At 47.6% G+C, this 16552-nt stretch carries 9 protein-coding genes and 1 pseudogene; 6 read left to right on the top strand and 4 right to left on the bottom strand.

Annotation, left to right across the window (positions count from 1 at the left end; all coding sequences use genetic code 11):
- Position 1: 1 nt before the first annotated feature.
- The 6 genes from murD to ftsZ all read left to right on the top strand — a co-directional run bounded on the left by murD (position 2) and on the right by ftsZ (position 8769).
- A complete protein-coding gene (murD, locus tag RT717_RS17660) occupies positions 2-1381 on the top strand; it encodes a UDP-N-acetylmuramoyl-L-alanine--D-glutamate ligase (protein WP_317487710.1) in 1380 nt (459 codons plus the stop codon).
- On the top strand, positions 1378-2544 hold the full coding sequence (locus RT717_RS17655) for an FtsW/RodA/SpoVE family cell cycle protein (protein WP_317487709.1): 1167 nt from the start codon (positions 1378-1380) through the stop codon (positions 2542-2544). The genes murD and RT717_RS17655 overlap by 4 nt, the downstream gene beginning before the upstream one ends.
- A 1-nt stretch (position 2545) precedes the next feature.
- Positions 2546-5056, top strand: coding sequence for a UDP-N-acetylmuramate--L-alanine ligase (gene murC / locus RT717_RS17650; RefSeq protein ID WP_317487708.1), 2511 nt, complete (start codon positions 2546-2548; stop codon positions 5054-5056).
- Positions 5046-5807 (top strand): cell division protein FtsQ/DivIB, encoded by a 762-nt coding sequence (locus RT717_RS17645; protein WP_317487707.1) that lies wholly within the window; start codon positions 5046-5048, stop codon positions 5805-5807. Before murC ends, RT717_RS17645 begins: the two co-directional genes overlap by 11 nt.
- A gap of 7 nt (positions 5808-5814) precedes the next feature.
- Positions 5815-7128, top strand: a complete 1314-nt coding sequence (gene ftsA, locus RT717_RS17640; RefSeq protein WP_317487706.1) for a cell division protein FtsA — start codon at positions 5815-5817, stop codon at positions 7126-7128.
- A 66-nt stretch (positions 7129-7194) separates the two neighbouring features.
- Positions 7195-8769 (top strand): cell division protein FtsZ, encoded by a 1575-nt coding sequence (gene ftsZ, locus RT717_RS17635; RefSeq protein ID WP_317487705.1) that lies wholly within the window; start codon positions 7195-7197, stop codon positions 8767-8769.
- A gap of 250 nt (positions 8770-9019) precedes the next feature.
- Here ftsZ and RT717_RS17630 read toward each other — a convergent pair whose 3' ends face one another.
- The 4 genes and pseudogenes from RT717_RS17630 to RT717_RS17620 all read right to left on the bottom strand — a co-directional run bounded on the left by RT717_RS17630 (position 9020) and on the right by RT717_RS17620 (position 16222).
- Complete coding sequence (locus RT717_RS17630; protein ID WP_317487704.1) at positions 9020-9553, bottom strand: NADPH-dependent FMN reductase; 534 nt, start codon at positions 9551-9553, stop codon at positions 9020-9022.
- Between the two features lie 265 nt (positions 9554-9818).
- A complete protein-coding gene (locus RT717_RS17625; protein ID WP_317487703.1) occupies positions 9819-13619 on the bottom strand; it encodes an Ig-like domain-containing protein in 3801 nt (1266 codons plus the stop codon).
- A gap of 153 nt (positions 13620-13772) precedes the next feature.
- Positions 13773-14585 (bottom strand): annotated as a pseudogene (locus RT717_RS28525) (PKD domain-containing protein); the annotation flags it as partial.
- A gap of 131 nt (positions 14586-14716) precedes the next feature.
- Positions 14717-16222, bottom strand: coding sequence for a PorP/SprF family type IX secretion system membrane protein (locus RT717_RS17620; RefSeq protein WP_317487702.1), 1506 nt, complete (start codon positions 16220-16222; stop codon positions 14717-14719).
- Between the last annotated feature and the right edge of the window lie 330 nt (positions 16223-16552).

Genomic DNA, 16552 nt, shown 5'->3' with positions numbered 1-16552 from the left:
GATGGAAGCAGTGAAAAATATCGTCATTTTAGGTGCTGGTGAAAGCGGCGTGGGAGCAGCCTTGCTGGCGCAGCATAAAGGATTCAATGTATTTGTGTCTGATGGTGGCGTGCTGAAGGAGCGCTATCGCAAAGACCTGAACGCTGCCGGCATCGAGTTTGAGGAAGGGAAGCACACAGTCAAGCAAATCCTGGAAGCTGACCTGATTATCAAGAGCCCTGGCATTGCCGACAAGGTAGATATCGTGAAGAAGGCCAGGGAAAAGGGCGTTGAAATTATTGACGAGATAGAATTCGCTTCGAGGTATACGAAGGCGAAGACAATAGCCATTACCGGCACCAACGGAAAGACCACCACCACGCTGCTTACCTACCATTTGCTGAAGGAGGCGGGTTATAACGTGGGGCTGGCTGGCAATGTGGGGCACAGCTTTGCCCGTCAGGTAATCAAAGACAATTTTGACATCTACGTATTGGAAGTGAGCAGCTTCCAGATCGACGGAATGAATACGTTCAAGCCAGACGTGGCCATTTTGCTCAATATCACGCCTGACCACCTCGACAGGTACGACTATAGCTTCCAGAAATATGTCAATAGCAAATTCAGGATCATTGAGAAAATGACCCATGAAGAGTGCTTCATCTACTTTGCTGACAAGGGGCCTATTGAGGAAGAGCTCGCCAGAAGAAATGTGGAGGCATCAATTTTCGCTATCTCTTTGGTTGAGAATGTGAAAAATGGAGCTTTCCTCGACGAAGACCATTTGGTATTCAATATCGAGTCGAAGAAAAAATCGCACAAAATTCCTGTTAATCAGGTGTCGCTCATCGGTAAGCATAACATGGTGAATTCCATGGCGGCGGTTTTGACAACGCTAACCATGGAAGCTCCCATGGAAAAAGTGGTAAAAGCGCTCAAAACCTTCAAGAATGCGCCTCACCGCCTGGAGAAAGTAGCGACCATAGACGATGTGCTGTTCATCAACGATTCGAAAGCCACCAATGTAGACTCTGTCTACTATGCCCTGGAAGGCATTGAGGCGCCCATTGTGTGGATAGCCGGTGGCCTCGACAAAGGCAATGATTACGATAGGATAGAGGCTTTGGTAAAAGACAAGGTGAAAGCCCTGATCTGTTTGGGAAAAGACAATACCAAACTGACGGACTACTTCACCGGCAAAGTGGCTTCTATCAGGCAGACACAATCGGTAAATGATGCTGCCCGCTGGGGTGCAGACTTGTCGGCCCCGGGTGATGTGGTGCTGTTGTCACCGGCTTGCGCCAGTTTCGACCTGTTCAGAAACTATGAAGACCGTGGTGAGCAGTTCAAAGATGCAGTTGTCCAATTAAAGAATCATGTAGGAAGGGGGCAAAGCGTATGATAAAGGAATGGATAGAGAATAATCTTAAAGGCGACCCCATCATTTGGGCTATCGTGCTTGCTTTATCGGTACTCAGCATCCTGGTAGTGTACAGCGCCACCGGCACGCTCGCCTATGCAAAAATGGGTGGAGATACTGAGTATTACCTGATGAAGCACTCTGTTTTGACCATACTCAGTCTTGTGGCCATTTGGGGTGCGCATAAGATTGATTACAGGTACTATTCGAAGCTTTCAAAGCTCGCTCTATGGGTGTCGGTGCCGTTGCTGATGATCACCTACCTGTTCGGAAACACGATGAACGAGGCTTCCAGGTGGTTAACCATTCCAGTTATCAACCAGGCTTTCCAGCCATCTGATTTGGCCAAGCTGGCTTTGTTTGTCACCATTGCCAGCATTCTGTCGAAGCGGCAGCAGAGTGAAGAAGAGCTCAAGGAATCGCTGATCCCCATCCTGCTGTGGTGTGGTGTCATTTGTGGCCTGATCGCCATGTCCAACTTCTCCACAGCGGTATTGATCTTCGCTACCTGCATGCTGCTGATGTTCATTGGCCGTGTGCCAGTGAAATACCTGGCCATGCTGGTTATGATTGGTGCGCTCTCCGGAGCCGTGGCGCTAACCCTGGGACAAAGGGGCCAAACTGTAATCAGCCGGGTGCAGTCCTTCCTTTCTGATGATGAATCGTCACTACCCTTTCAGGCACAGCAGTCTTACATCGCTGTGGCCAGTGGAGGCATTGTGGGAAAAGGACCAGGCCAGAGTGACCAAAGAAATTTTCTACCTCACCCGTATTCTGACTTTATCTACGCCATTATCATCGAGGAGTATGGCATGATAGGGGGAGTGGCGGTAATCCTGCTTTATCTGGCGCTGCTCTACCGGGGCATGATCGTGTTTATGCAAAGTGAGCGGGCCTACGGTGGCTTGCTGAGTGCAGCCCTGAGCTTTGCGCTGGTCATGCAGGCCTTCATCAATATGGGCGTTGCCGTGGGGCTTGGGCCAATTACCGGTCTGCCGTTGCCGCTGGTGAGTATGGGTGGTACATCCCAACTGTTTATGGGGATTTCAATAGGCATCATATTGAGTGTGAGCAGGGGAGAATTGGATGAGTTCCCCAGCGATGTGAAAGGAAACGGAAAAAGAAAAGTAGCCGCAATGGCGTAATATGACAAAGACAGGAGCATATCGGATCATTATCAGTGGAGGAGGCACCGGGGGACATATCTTCCCGGCAGTCGCTATTGGTACTGCTTTCAGGGAGCGATTCCCCGATGCTGATATCCTCTTTGTGGGTGCTGAAGGGAAAATGGAAATGCAGCGGGTGCCTGAAGCGGGCTTCAAGATCATTGGTCTTTGGATCAGTGGATTGCAGCGCAGCCTCTCTGTCAGCAACCTTATGTTTCCTTTCAAGGTCATTTCCAGTGTATGGAAATCCAGGAAAATCATCAACGACTTCAAGCCTGATGTGGTGGTGGGCGTAGGCGGTTATGCCAGCGGGCCCTTGTTGTATGCTGCCACTTCCAAAGGCATTCCATCGCTGATTCAGGAGCAGAATTCCTATGCAGGCCTCACCAATAAGTGGTTGGCCAAAAGGGTGCAGAAAATATGTGTGGCCTACGAGGGCATGGAGAAGTTCTTTCCTAAAGAGAACCTGACCATTACTGGCAACCCGATCAGAAAGGACATTACAGCCGGAAATATTATAAAAGCGACAGCCGCTTCCTTCTATGGTCTCGATGCCAATAAACCCGTGGTGCTGGTGTTTGGCGGCAGCCTTGGCGCTAAGACGTTGAACGAAAGCGTGCTAGCCGGGCTGGCTGAATTCCAAAAGGCGGGCGTTCAGGTGCTGTGGCAATGTGGTCGTTTCTATTTCGAGCAGATGAAGCAGCAAACTGCCACGCTCGACATGACCGGCATTGTGCTGCTTGAGTTCATCAAAGAAATGGACAAGGCTTATGCAGCAGCCGATGTGGTGATTTCAAGGGCTGGGGCGTTATCTATTTCCGAGCTTTGCGTGGTAGGCAAGCCTGTCATTTTTGTGCCTTCGCCCAATGTAGCAGAAGACCATCAGACAAGCAATGCGATGGCCCTCGTGGAAAAGGATGCCGCATTGTGTGTCAAAGATATTGTAGCAAGAGAAGTTTTGGTAGGCGAGGTGTTGACCCTTTTGAAGAATGAGGGAAGACAAGCTGTGCTTTCTGCCAACATAAAGGCACTGGCCAGACCAGACGCTACCGACAAAATAGTGGACGAAGTAGCCAGGCTGATAGGTGTTGAAGAAAAATCGTCTTTTGCTGATCTCGAAAATATTTACTTCCTCGGTATTGGTGGTATCGGCATGAGTGCTTTGGCTCGCTGGTTCAACAACCAGGGCAAAAAAGTAGTAGGCTACGACCTCACCTCCACGGCACTTACTGATGAACTGAAGAAAGAAGGCATCGACATCCATTTTACAGATGACGTTTCCCTGATTCCTGAGAATTTCAAAGCCAACAAAGCCAAGACACTGGTGGTGCTGACCCCAGCTATTCCAGCGGATCATGCAGAGTGGGCTTATTTTAAAGCGGCAGGTTTCGATATCAAGAAACGCTCTGAAGTACTTGGGCTGATTTCCAAAAGCAAGTTCACCATAGCGGTGGCTGGCACCCATGGCAAAACTACCACTTCGTCGATGATCGCTCATTTGCTGAAATCTGCCGGCACGCCTGTCGAAGCTTTCATCGGAGGCATCACAGCCAACTACAACAGCAACTTGCTGCTTTCGGATGATCCTAAGTCACTTCTGGTGGCAGAGGCAGATGAATTTGATAGATCCTTTTTACGCCTACATCCTAACATAGCCGTCATAACATCGGTAGATCCTGATCACCTCGATATTTATGGATCTGCTGAAGAAATGATAAAAACATACAGCGCTTTTGCCGGGCAGGTAATCCCTTCTGGAAGCATCTTCCTCCAGGGTAAGCTGCAGCAAACACTTATTTTACCTGCCCGCAGAGCGTCTGTAAATTATTACGGTGAGTCATTTAACTACCGTCCTGAAAATGTGAAAGTAGTTGACGGTCAGTTTGCCTTCGATATGGTATATCCCGAAGGTAAAATGACCAATCTGAGGCTTCAGGTGCCTGGCTTCCACAACGTGGAGAACATGACGGCCGCCATCGGTGTGGCTCTTCAGCTGGGTATCGACGAGAAGGCGATCAGACAAGGAGTGGCTAGCTACAAAGGCGTTAAACGCAGGTTTGAAAGTATACTCAAAGATGAGCACCACGTGTTTATCGATGACTATGCGCATCACCCTGAGGAAATCCGGCAGTTCCTTCGCTCGGTGAGGGAGTTGTATCCATCCAAAGAGTTAACGGCCGTTTTTCAGCCGCATTTGTACACCCGCACCAGGGATTTTGCTGATGGTTTTGCCGAAAGCCTTTCCATGGCCGACGAGGTGATTCTGCTGCCGATTTATCCGGCAAGGGAGAAGCCCATAGCTGGGGTAGATGCTGAAATGATTGCTTCCAAAATCTCGCATTCCAGGAAGCAGGTGATTAGCAAGGACGAATTACTGGCGTGGACGAAGAGCCACGATCCGGAAGTACTGCTCACGATAGGAGCAGGTGATATTGATAAAATGGTAAAGCCGCTGGCGGAAATTTTAAAGACGAAGAGCTATGCTGCGTAAAATAAAAATAAAGAGAGGCGTGTATTTCGTGGCAGGTGCCATCCTGCTGTTCGTACTGATTGGGTTTGTTAGCAAAAAGCAAATGGACAAGCCTTTCAGCGAAGTCTATATCGACATCGACTATAGCCAGGGAAATTATTTCATCCACGAGAATGACATCAGGAAGCTGATCAATGCTCCGGGCAACGAAGTGCTGACGGGATCATTCGCTGGTGACATCAACCTCAGGAATATTGAAACGAAGATCGAGAAGCACCCTTTTGTGAAAGAGGCCGAGGTGTTCAGGGATTTGAGGGGCAATATAAAGGCGAAGATTAAGCAGAAAAAGCCTATTGCCAGAATCATCAACAACGGAGGTTTTGGTGCCTATATCACCGATGCAGGGGAGGTAATTCCTCTTTCGGACAATTACACAGCCAGGGTGGTGTTGGTGAAAATACCGTCATCCAAAAAGTACAAAGTTTCTATTGAGGAAGACGAGCAGGGCAAAGGGCTCTTTGAAATGGTGAGCTATCTGGAAGCAAGCAAGTTCTGGAAAGCGCAAATAGCAGAGATTTCGATGGACAAAAGAGGGGAAATGATACTCTACCCTCAGGTGACCAGGCAATATATCGAATTCGGAAAAGCGGAGGACATTGAAACGAAGTTCAGTAAACTCCATATTTTCTATACCAAAATCCTGCCCGAAAAAGGCTGGAATACCTACGAAAAAGTGAACGTGAAATATAAAGACCAAATCGTCTGTGAATAATACTCCTATGCAAAACGATAAAATTATTGTTGGCCTCGACATAGGCACCACCAAGATATGTGCCATTGTCGGCCGTAAAAATGAATATGGAAAGCTCGAAGTGATGGGCATGGGTAAGGCCGTTTCCGACGGGGTGATCCGTGGCATTGTGACCAACATCGACAAGACGGTGAGCGCCATAGAAAAGGCCGTGGCTGAAGCAGAGGAGCAGTCGGGTATTGACATCCGGGTGGTGAATGTGGGCATTGCTGGTCAGCACATCCGCAGCTCTATCCACCATGGGTCGATCACCCGTCAGTCCAACGACGATGAGATCACCGTGGAAGACGTGAATCGCCTGACCAACGACATGTACAAGATCGTGATCCCACCAGGGAGCGAGATCATCCACGTGATGCCTCAGGACTACATCGTCGACTATGAGGAAGGTATCAAAGATCCCGTAGGTATGTCGGGTGTGAAGCTCGAAGCTGACTTCCACGTGATCACGGCACAGACGAACGCTATTAACAACATCAATAAGTGCGTGCGCAGAGCAGGTCTTGAGATCGAGAACCTCATCCTCGAGCCGCTGGCGTCAAGCCTGGCAGTGCTCAGCGAAGAAGAGAAAGAAGCCGGCGTTTGCCTGGTCGACATAGGCGGCGGTACCACAGACATCGCCATTTTCTACGACAATATCATTCGCCACACGGCAGTAATTCCTTTCGGCGGTAACATACTGACGACCGATATCAAGCAGGGCTGCATGGTGATGGAACACCAGGCTGAGCTATTGAAAACCAAGTTTGGAAAAGCCATCGCTGAAGAGGCAAACCCTAATGAGATTATCTCAATTCCCGGCCTTAGAAACCGTGCTCCCAAGGAAATTTCTGTGAAGAACCTGGCGCATGTGATCGAAGCCCGCATGGAAGAGATCATAGAAATGGTGCACACCGAAATCATTACCTCAGGCTTCCAGCACAAGCTGGCAGGGGGCATTGTGGTTACCGGTGGTGGTAGCCAGCTGGCATGTGTGCAGCAGTTATTTGAATACATGTCGGGCATGGATAGCAGAATAGGTTATCCTAACGAGCACCTCGGCAAAGGCAAGCTGGAAACAGTGAAAAGCCCCATGTATGCTACCACAGTGGGTTTGGTGTTGAGTGGCTTCCGGGCCCTCGATGAGCGTGAAAACCGGTACAATGAGAAATCGTTGCACAAGCCGGTGCAAGGGAAGTCAATTAGCCGCAAGGACTTGACTGTACCAAAGAACTTCTTCAACAATATGCTGGAGAAGACAAAGAAAATGTTGATTGATGATTTTGACGATAAAATGGAATAGGTCGCTTTTTTCGGAGGGCTTCTTTGGGCCATCTGACAAAAGGACTACACCTCAACTTCTATAGTTATGACAGGAAACGCATACAAGTTCGATCTACCCCAGCATCATAAGTCGATCATTAAGGTGATCGGCGTTGGGGGCGGTGGCAGCAACGCTGTCAACCACATGTTTAACCAGGGTATCAAAGACGTCGAGTTCGTCATTTGTAATACCGACTCTCAGGCGCTCAATAGCAGTCCTGTACCCATCAAGCTGCAAATAGGTGCCAACCTGACCAGTGGTCTTGGAGCAGGTGCTAACCCCGAAAAGGGAAAGAACGCAGCGCTGGAGAGTAAAGAAGATATTCGGGAGCTCTTGAGTGAGGACACCCGCATGATATTTATCACCGCAGGCATGGGCGGTGGCACAGGCACTGGTGCGGCTCCCGTTATCGCCAAAGTGGCCCGTGAACTGGACATCCTCACTGTAGGTATCGTCACGGCTCCCTTTGCTTTCGAAGGCAAAAAGAAGACGCAGCAAGCTGAAGAGGGAATCAGAGCGCTGAAGGAGAACTGCGACACCGTACTGGTGATCCTCAACGACAAGCTGAGGGAGATTTACGGCAATCAGTCCATTTCTGAAGCTTTCTCCAAAGCCGACAATGTGTTGACCACTGCTGCCAAAGGCATTGCGGAAATTATCACTGTGCCGGGCTATGTGAACGTCGATTTTGAAGATGTGAAGACGGTGATGAAGAACAGTGGAGCCGCTGTTATGGGGTCGGCTGTGACCAGTGGCGACAACCGAGCTATTCGTGCGGCTGAGGAAGCCATTTCGTCGCCGCTGCTCAACAATACCAATATTCTTGGTGCACAGAAGATTTTGCTTTCCATCATTTCTGGCGAGCAGGCTGAGCTGCAAATGGATGAGTTAACTGCCATTACCGAATACATGCAGGAAGCCGCCGGCGACGACGCTGAAGTGATCTTTGGCCACGGTGTCGACCCTGAGCTGGGCGACTGCATCAGGGTCACCATCATTGCCACAGGCTTTGACCAGGCGTCTATTTCAAAAATACTTGAGGAGAAGTCAGAGAAAAAAATACACGATCTGGAGAGAGCCAAACAGATTAACCTTTTTGAGCAGCAACCTAAAAAGCCTGAAAGGCCAATCACCGAACCGGTCATCAAGAAGCTGAAAGATGAAATAAGACAAGAGGACGAAGCTGAAGCCGAAGAAAGGTCTTATGTTTTTGACTTCAAGAAGAAGGACACTCCTCCGTCAACTCCTAAGAAGAAGGACGACGATGATAAAGGGCTGTTCGAATTCGGAGAAGAGTACGAGGTAGTGGAAGGCAGCGACCTTGACCCGGGCGATGCCTTTCTTGAGGAGCTGGAAGGTTCAGCCCATCAAATGAGTAAGAAAATAGAGCTGATGGAGCAGGCAAGGGAAAGAGAGCGCAAGCTCGCTAACCTGAAGAGCCCATCTACTTTGGATAGTGATTCTTTCAAAGAGAAGCTGGAAGTGCCGGCTTACATGAGGAAGAAAGTTAAACTGCAGGATGTACCCCATTCATCTGAAAGGAAGATTTCGAAGTTCAATCTGAATGACGACAATCAGATATTGGGCAACAATCGCTTCCTGCACGATAACGTGGACTAGTTTTTTTGTTTTACAGTTAATAATTGCAAAGGTTTTATTCCTGTCTAACTTTTGTGAGCTGTCTCATGCCCCGACTTTGTCGGGGCTGAGCACGGCGATTTTTCTACAGATTTCATGATACAGAACCCTTCTTCGGTAATTGGGAGGATGCTTGCCTTATTCCCGATTGTGTGAAGAATCCAAGTGCATGTCAAGCCCTGAAAGGGCGCAAGCAAGCTGCAAAGGGTGTAGCCCTTTGCAACCAAGCCCCTCAAAACCCAATCAACTGTTCGGCCTGCAGTTCCAGGTCCCTCAGGTAAACATTATTCGTTATCTTCTGCCCTTCCAGGTGCTTTTCTATAAACGGCATCTTAGGTTTAAACGCCAGCACATGAGTGCCACAGTAGTTGAGCACATCGGTGAAGTGTGACACAGCCAGTCCGCCACCCTGTCCGCCGGAGCTGAGGCCAACCAGGGCCGCCTTTTTCCCTCTGAAGGTGCCAGGGTACTCCATGCCGTCAATAAAGGCTTTAAGCACCCCAGGGTAAGAGCCGTTGTATTCCGGCACCAGGAACACAAACTTCTGCGACTCCTTCATTTGCTTCCGGAAGCGGTTAAAGGCTTCATTTTTGCCATTGTTTTTGTATAAAGCCGAAAATACAAAGTCTTCGGGCAGGCCAGCAAGATCGATGATGGATGCCAATGCACCTTTGGAGGCAAGTATCTCCAGATACTGCTGGGCAATGTGCCTGGAGTTGGCGGGCTCCCTGTTGGTGCCGACGATAATGGTGATGGGGTTGGTCAATGGTCGATTCGTTTTCCTTACAACAAGGAACCAAATGAAAAGTTTCGGGAGCTAAGGTAGGAAAAATAAGGGAAGAGGACTCACGTCACGACTATCTCAGCATCAAGGACAATGGATCAATCTGTATTTTTCGGGTGGGATGAATTTGTGAAACTGATATCTCATCGGTAAGGGAAAACAAAATTGATTCAATGCTTCTCGCTTGAAGTATTTTTTATAGGTATTCTTAGAATTTCCCGTTTTCAACCTTACAACTTTCATTTGTTTACCGTGCTAGCCTGATAATACCAGTATCCTTGCCATTGATTAATAGCGTGCTGCCATCCTGAAAAGTACCTTTGATTACCCAGACATAAGCCCCTTGCGGTTGTTCTTTGCCCTCATTTGTTCCATCCCATCCGGACTGGAAAAGCTCCGTGGTGCTTTGTGAGTTAAATACAGGATTACCTTCCCGATCAAATATTTGAAGCTCAATGTTGGCTACGCTTCCTCCGCCACGTAAAATGAAGCGATCGTTGGCTTGGTCATTATTGGGTGTGAATAGGGTGGGTAGAAACAATTCGCTGGACAAAATGGCAAAGGATTGGGATACCTCTTCTGCTGCCTGAAAAATGTCATTGCCCGCCTGACTGGCAGTAACGACTATCGAACCGGTACCCTCTATAATGATGGCGCCATTAACTAGTGAAGCTACTCCCGATGAGGGTTCCGTTACTATCGAAAAGGTTACAGGCAATCCTGATCCACCTCCGGTAGCTTCAAGTACTACGGGATCCTGCCCTACTTTTTTATCTGCTATTGGATCAAATACAATGCTTTGAGCCACCTTACTAAATGTGACTATGGCGGTGGCAGCGGCACTATTGCCATTAACATCAGTAACGGTTAGTGTTACGGTCGTGGATTCTGTGGTAGGGATATCAAAAGAAGACACATCCAATACCAGCGTAGCTATTCCGCAATTGTCCGTGCTGCCATTATCAATATCAGCTGGAGTAACGGAGGCCTGGCCGTTGACATCCAGTGCCACAGTAATATCTTGAGTAAGAACCGTAGGGACCATAGCATCTTCTACAGTAACTACAGCCTCACAAGTACCTAGATTACCATTGTTATCGGTGATGGTAAGGGTGACATTGTTATCACCCACATCACTACAATTAAAAGAAGTGATGTTTATAGAGCGGGAGGCAATGCCAAAGCTGTCTAACGAACCATTGTCAATCTGGTCCACTTGAAGGGGAGCCGTTCCGTTAGCATCGAGCTCTACGGTGATGTTCTGACAGATGATCTGGTCAATCTGGCTATCATAAGCGATGCTGAAAGTTGTGGCAGCTGTATTGCTATTTCCAGCAAGATCCTGAGCGGTTGCATAGGCAATATCAACTGTTATATCTCCATCAGTGACAGGAATAATATTAGCCGTGAAAACGATATTATCAGAAGTTGAAAAATTTGCAACACTACCATTCCCAATAGCTATATCACTCACTGTGAAATCCGTTACTTCTTCGTTAAAGGTGATGGTCACGGGAATGGGATTCACTTTCGTTGAAACACTTAAGCTACTGGTTATTGTTACCGTTGGGTTTGTACCATCAAATAGCATGCTAAATCGTGCAGCGGCCTGATTGCCATTAATAGCGGCATCTTCTGCTGCGTTGGCTGCTACATCAATGGTTATGGTTCCATCAGCCGTTGGGGTAATTTCAGCGGTGTATACAGAGGAACTAATTACTGCAAAATTTCCTGCCGTTCCGTTGCTCACGGTGATGTCCATTAGCTCAAAGCCTGTGACATCTTCGGAGAAAGTGAAAGTGGCTGTAAATGCTCCCATGGCAGGATTTGCTACCAGACTTGTGACTGTTATGGTTGGAGCAGTAAAATCTGCTTCTACACTAAACTGCGTGGCCACTGTATTGCCATTGGTTGCGGCATCTTGAGCTATGTTGGCCGCTACATCAACCGTAACGGTTCCATCAGTTGTTGGGGTAATTTCAGCGGTGTATACCGAAGCACTAGTGGCTGCAAAACTTCCAGCGGTTCCATTGCCTACATTAATGTCAGCAACATCAAACCCAGTGACATCTTCAGAGAAAGTGAAGGTAGCTGTAAAGGCACCATTGGTTGGGTTCGCTATAGGGCTTGTGATCGTTAGGGTTGGAGCAGTTAAATCTGCCGCCACACTAAAATGAGCAGCTGCTGTATTGCCATTGGTAGCAGCATCTTGCGCCACATTGGCCCGCACATCAATGGTCACTGTTCCGTCAGCCGATGGGGTAATTTCAGCTGTATATACTGAGGCGCCCGTGGCAGCAAAACTTCCTGCCGTTCCATTGCCTACATTAAGGTCGGCAACATCAAAACCAGTAACATCTTCGGAGAAAGTGAAAGTGGCTGCAAATGCACCGTTGGTTGGGTCAGCTGCCGGGCTGGTAATCGTTACAGTTGGAGCAATAAAATCTGCTTCCAGGCTGAACTGGGTAGCGGCGGTGTTGCCATTGGTGGCCGCATCCTGGGCCACGTTGGCCGCTACATCAACAGTAACGGTTCCATCAGTTGTTGGGGTAATTTCAGCGGTGTATACCGAAGCATTCGTGAATGTAAAACTTTCTGCCGTTCCATTGCCCACGGTGATGTCGGCAACATCAAAACCAGCAACCTCTTCAGAGAAGGTGAAAGTGGCTGTAAATGCAACATTGGTTGGGTCAGCTACAGGGCTGGAAATGGTGATTGCAGGAACTGCTACGTCTGCAGTAATACTAAACTGGGAGGCTGCAATATTGTCTACTCCACCAGGATCCTGAGCAACACCTGCTGCTGCATCAACAGTTACGGTTCCATCGGCAGCAGGTGTTATTGTAGCAGTATAAACACTGGTACTGATGGCTACAAAATCACTAGCTGTTCCATTACCCACTGTCAGGTCTCCTATGGTAAACCCTGTAACAGGTTCACTAAAAGTGGCTGTAATAGTAAAAACATTGGTTGGCGAACTCGCCAGACTACTCCAAACAATGGTAGGCGCTATGGGGCTTGCCACCACTGTTGTCCTGCTGTCGGTATCGCTAAATGAGCCATCACTAATGGCCAAAGTAAAGGTGGTAGTTTCAGTATTTCCAAAAGCCACCCGGTTATCTGCCGGATTAAATACCAATGCATGGAGACTTGCCTGCAAACTGGCCGCATCGGTACTGGTCAAGGTGTAGGGGCCTGTTCCGGCAAGGCCTGTTCCGGTTAAAGCACCTTTGGCATTGTCATCTAAAGTAATGGTGGCGGAGACATTGTCTCCATTAGGGTCTGCCACGGTGATGGCTGCAAATAGGCTAATGGTCTCATTATCATTTATGGCCTGATTCGCCACCGCTTGAGTAATTACAGGGGCTGCAAGCGAGTATTGGTTAATATTCCTTGAGTTTATATTCATTACATACATTTGAGTGCCATCCGCACTAAAGGCCAATGATACAGGTTGGCTTAACACCGAAAGGCGCTCTACATTTCCAGCGTAAGTAGCAGTGGACACGTCCCAGGAGGTGGTTAGGTTATATTCGTTGATATCATCTCCCGCAACTCCCACCACAAACATTTTGGTACCATCACCAATAAAAGCCAGAGATCGAGCTTCGGATTCTTGTGCTGCCACCGAAAAACGCTCGCCATCACCAGCATAGCTAGCCGTAGACACATCCCAGGCAGTGGTCAAGGTATATTCGTTGATATCTTGCACATCATTACCCATCACAAACATTTTAGTACCTTCTGAACTAAAGGCCAGAGACACGGGAGTGCTTTCTTGTGCGGCAACCGAAAAGCGTTCGGTATCCCCTGCATAGCTAGCGGTGGAAACATCCCAGGCGATGGTCAGGGCATATTCGTTGATATTATCTCCATTATAGCCTATGACAAATATCTTGGTACCGTCTGAACTAAAGGCCAAAGAGGTAGGAGTGCTTTCTTGTGATGATATCGAAAGGCTTTCGGCATCTCCAGCATAGCTGGCCGTGGAAACATCCCAAGGCATGGCTAGGGTATATTCTTTGATTTCCCTTCCTATAAGACCCATCACAAACATTTTGGTGCCATCGGCGCTAAAGGCCAAAGAGATTGGTGAGCTTTCTTGAAATCGCACTGAAAAACGTTCATGATCACCAGTGAAAATGGCTTTGGATACATCGTAGGCTCCAGGGATCGTATTGATATAATGACTTTTTTTAAGTGTTGTAGGACAACCATCAAGGGTACTTATCGTCAAGCTTACATCGAAAGTACCTGATGTGGTATAAGTATGTGTGGGGTTTGGATTAGTAGATGTGGTAGCTCCATCTCCAAAATTCCATAGTCTGCTAGTTATTGGCGAACCAGAAAAACTCTGATCCTGGAAAGTTACAGCACCCGGGCCATCTAACTGTCTAGCACTAGTAGTTCCAAAATCAACCATGGGTCCAACCACCTGAACAAAATTTGTTTTTGTTATGGTATTTATGCAACCAACGGAATTGGTCGTTGTTAGCGTGATAGAATGGTATCCTAGTTTTTCATAAGTATGTGATGGATTCTGATCTTCAGATGTACTGCCATCTCCAAAATCCCATAACCAATCTGTGATTATAGTAGAGGCTATGGTTGTTGACTCATCGATAAAGTTCACTAAATATGGAGCACATCCATACGGAAAATCGGCATCAGCTTCTTTAAATTCAACTATAGAACCCCCGATAGTTATCGTTCTTGTAATTTCATCAGAATCACCATTGGTCGTATCTTGAACAAAAAGACGGACATCAAAGCGACCTGCTGAAGTATAGGTATGATTTGGATTTTTTAATGTTGATGTAGATCCATCTCCGAAAGACCATGACCATGTATCGGGATTTTCTGATAAATCAGTAAAGGATACTGTTTGAGGCAAGTCACATCCAATTGATGGGGTTTCCGAAAAATCAGCTTTCACTGGTGGTCGCTGACTATAAACTGTAATAGAGGCAAAAAAAAATACTATTAAAAGCCATACGATTATGCCTAATTTCATTCTTTTTTGATTGATAAGAGTAAAAAGGGAACAAAACCCTTCTATAGATCTCATTGATTTTTTCATGCGCAAAGATTTAACTTCATTCAAGGTCTAATGGCTGACATACCTATTGCTGACAGCATAAACTCTCATTTGCTTTCTTCCACTATCTTAATTTCTACTCTTCTGTTAAGTTGCCTGAGTGCTTCTGAAGAATTGTCTGTCAAAGGCTGGGTTTCACCTTTTCCGTCGACCGTTATCCTGTCCTCACCAAGGCCTTTATTTACCAAATAGGCTTTCACGCTTTCGGCCCGCTTTATCGACAGGTTTTGGTTTACGTCCCGGCTGCCAGTGTTGCAGGTGTGGCCTGTCAATTGGATGTGGAGATTTGCGTGTTGTTGGAATATTGCTACCACCTGGGCAAGGTATTCCTGTGATGGCTCATCGAGTATGTCACTGTCCAATTTGAACCGCACATTCTCGTCTATGATCCTTTCTTCTTCGGGGGTTAGCGGAGCTGACGCCAGTTCTTTTTGTACTAGCCGTTCGGTTCCTTTTACTGGTTGCTCCTCAACCTGGGTTTTCGAATCCGCCTCTGCCGTCATTTCTGTAGCCCCATCGGCAGCCATGGGTTGTGCGGCTGCCACAGGCACTGCCGTTTGTACCACCATGGGAGCAGCTTCCCGTTTATTCTTCTTAAAAATCCGATAGAAAATGGCTATTTCAAGTGGACTCCCCACAGCACCACCATAGGCATTGCTTACAGGCACATCGAAGCTCACGGCGGCTTTTACCTCTGGCTGCTGGTACTGCACCGAAAACACCGCTAGCTCGCTGGTGCTATACCACCCACCTAGCCCAATCTGCTTAGCGCCATTGCCTGCAAGGTCGTAAGTGAACAAGCTGCCTGTCTGTAGCAGTTTCTTTCCATTGCCAATAATGCCCTGCGCTGTAGGTAAAATGGCAAACTTGCCATGTTTTAAAATTTCGTAGCCCAGCGTGGCTTTATAAGTGGTGGGCAGTTTTTGACTTATTTGGTCGGAGTACGACATTTCAGGGTTCGTGAAGTTAAAAAGAGAGATGCCTGCAAAACCTTTCCCACGGCCGTCATAGTCCCGCACCTGCCAATAGAGCCCGCTACTGGCTGAAATTACCTGACCACTTTTGCTACCTATCAATTCACCAGTTGGCGCAGTCGGGTCAAATATGCCATTGATAAATTGACTATCTGTTGAAATATCGCCAGTCAAACTATTGCCAAACACGACGGCTTGTGTGCCAAAGCTTAGCTCACTTCGCTCGCTTAGTGCAATGCTCAGGGCAGCCCCCAAAGAGCCTCCGGTGGTGTTGAAGAATTCAGTCACCCGGTCGCTGAAAAAACTTCCGGAGAATACCAGCCTGTGATTGCCAATTCCTACAGGGTATAGCGCTGAAGCCTGGGTAGTAATAAATTTCTCGCCCAGTTGAAGGGGCACACTGCGGTAGTTGATGCCGACCCAGGCATCTTGCAATGTGCCAGCCTGACCGGGGTTGGCAGCCAAAGGGCTAAAATGGTATTGATTGAAGAACAAGTTCTGAGCAGAAAGGCTCCACCCGAAAAATGAGAAGGTAAGGAACAAGAAAAGTCTTTCGAAGTGTCTAATTGAGATGTGCATCAGCTCAGCTTTAAGTTCTTTCAGCGTTGAAATGGGAAACGATACATCTTACCATGCGCTCCATGTGTATGTTTTAAACCCATCTATGGTTCGGTAAAGTTGGGCTTAAGCAAAATGAGTAGAAATACGAGGCGCCACGTAAATGCCTACGTAGCGCCACGTATTTTTGCAGGTTTTACACCAAAATCGACTGTTTAGAGGGGTCTGATATTCTGAGAATCTGGAGCGGTGTTCGGCAGTGTGACATTGACTACCTCCATCTGTCAACCATGGAATGGTTAAAAAAACTTCATGAACTAGCAGGACTGATGGAGCCATTTTGAGGCGGAA

The sequence above is a fragment of the Imperialibacter roseus genome (genome assembly GCF_032999765.1).
Classification (GTDB): Bacteria; Bacteroidota; Bacteroidia; order Cytophagales; family Cyclobacteriaceae; genus Imperialibacter; species Imperialibacter roseus.
The sequence above is the reverse complement of the archived record's forward strand: the minus strand, read 5'-3'. Positions and strand labels throughout refer to the sequence as shown.

What these genes read in the sequence shown, in the direction of transcription:
- RT717_RS17655 (WP_317487709.1), top strand. Translation starts at nt 1,378, where the DNA reads ATGATAAAGGAATGGATAGAGAATAATCTTAAAGGCGACCCCATCATT.
- RT717_RS17645 (WP_317487707.1), top strand. Translation starts at nt 5,046, where the DNA reads ATGCTGCGTAAAATAAAAATAAAGAGAGGCGTGTATTTCGTGGCAGGT.
- ftsZ (WP_317487705.1), top strand. Translation starts at nt 7,195, where the DNA reads ATGACAGGAAACGCATACAAGTTCGATCTACCCCAGCATCATAAGTCG.
- RT717_RS17620 (WP_317487702.1), bottom strand. Translation starts at nt 16,222, where the DNA reads ATGCACATCTCAATTAGACACTTCGAAAGACTTTTCTTGTTCCTTACC.
- RT717_RS17625 (WP_317487703.1), bottom strand. Translation starts at nt 13,619, where the DNA reads ATGGGTCTTATAGGAAGGGAAATCAAAGAATATACCCTAGCCATGCCT.
- murC (WP_317487708.1), top strand. Translation starts at nt 2,546, where the DNA reads ATGACAAAGACAGGAGCATATCGGATCATTATCAGTGGAGGAGGCACC.
- ftsA (WP_317487706.1), top strand. Translation starts at nt 5,815, where the DNA reads ATGCAAAACGATAAAATTATTGTTGGCCTCGACATAGGCACCACCAAG.
- murD (WP_317487710.1), top strand. Translation starts at nt 2, where the DNA reads ATGGAAGCAGTGAAAAATATCGTCATTTTAGGTGCTGGTGAAAGCGGC.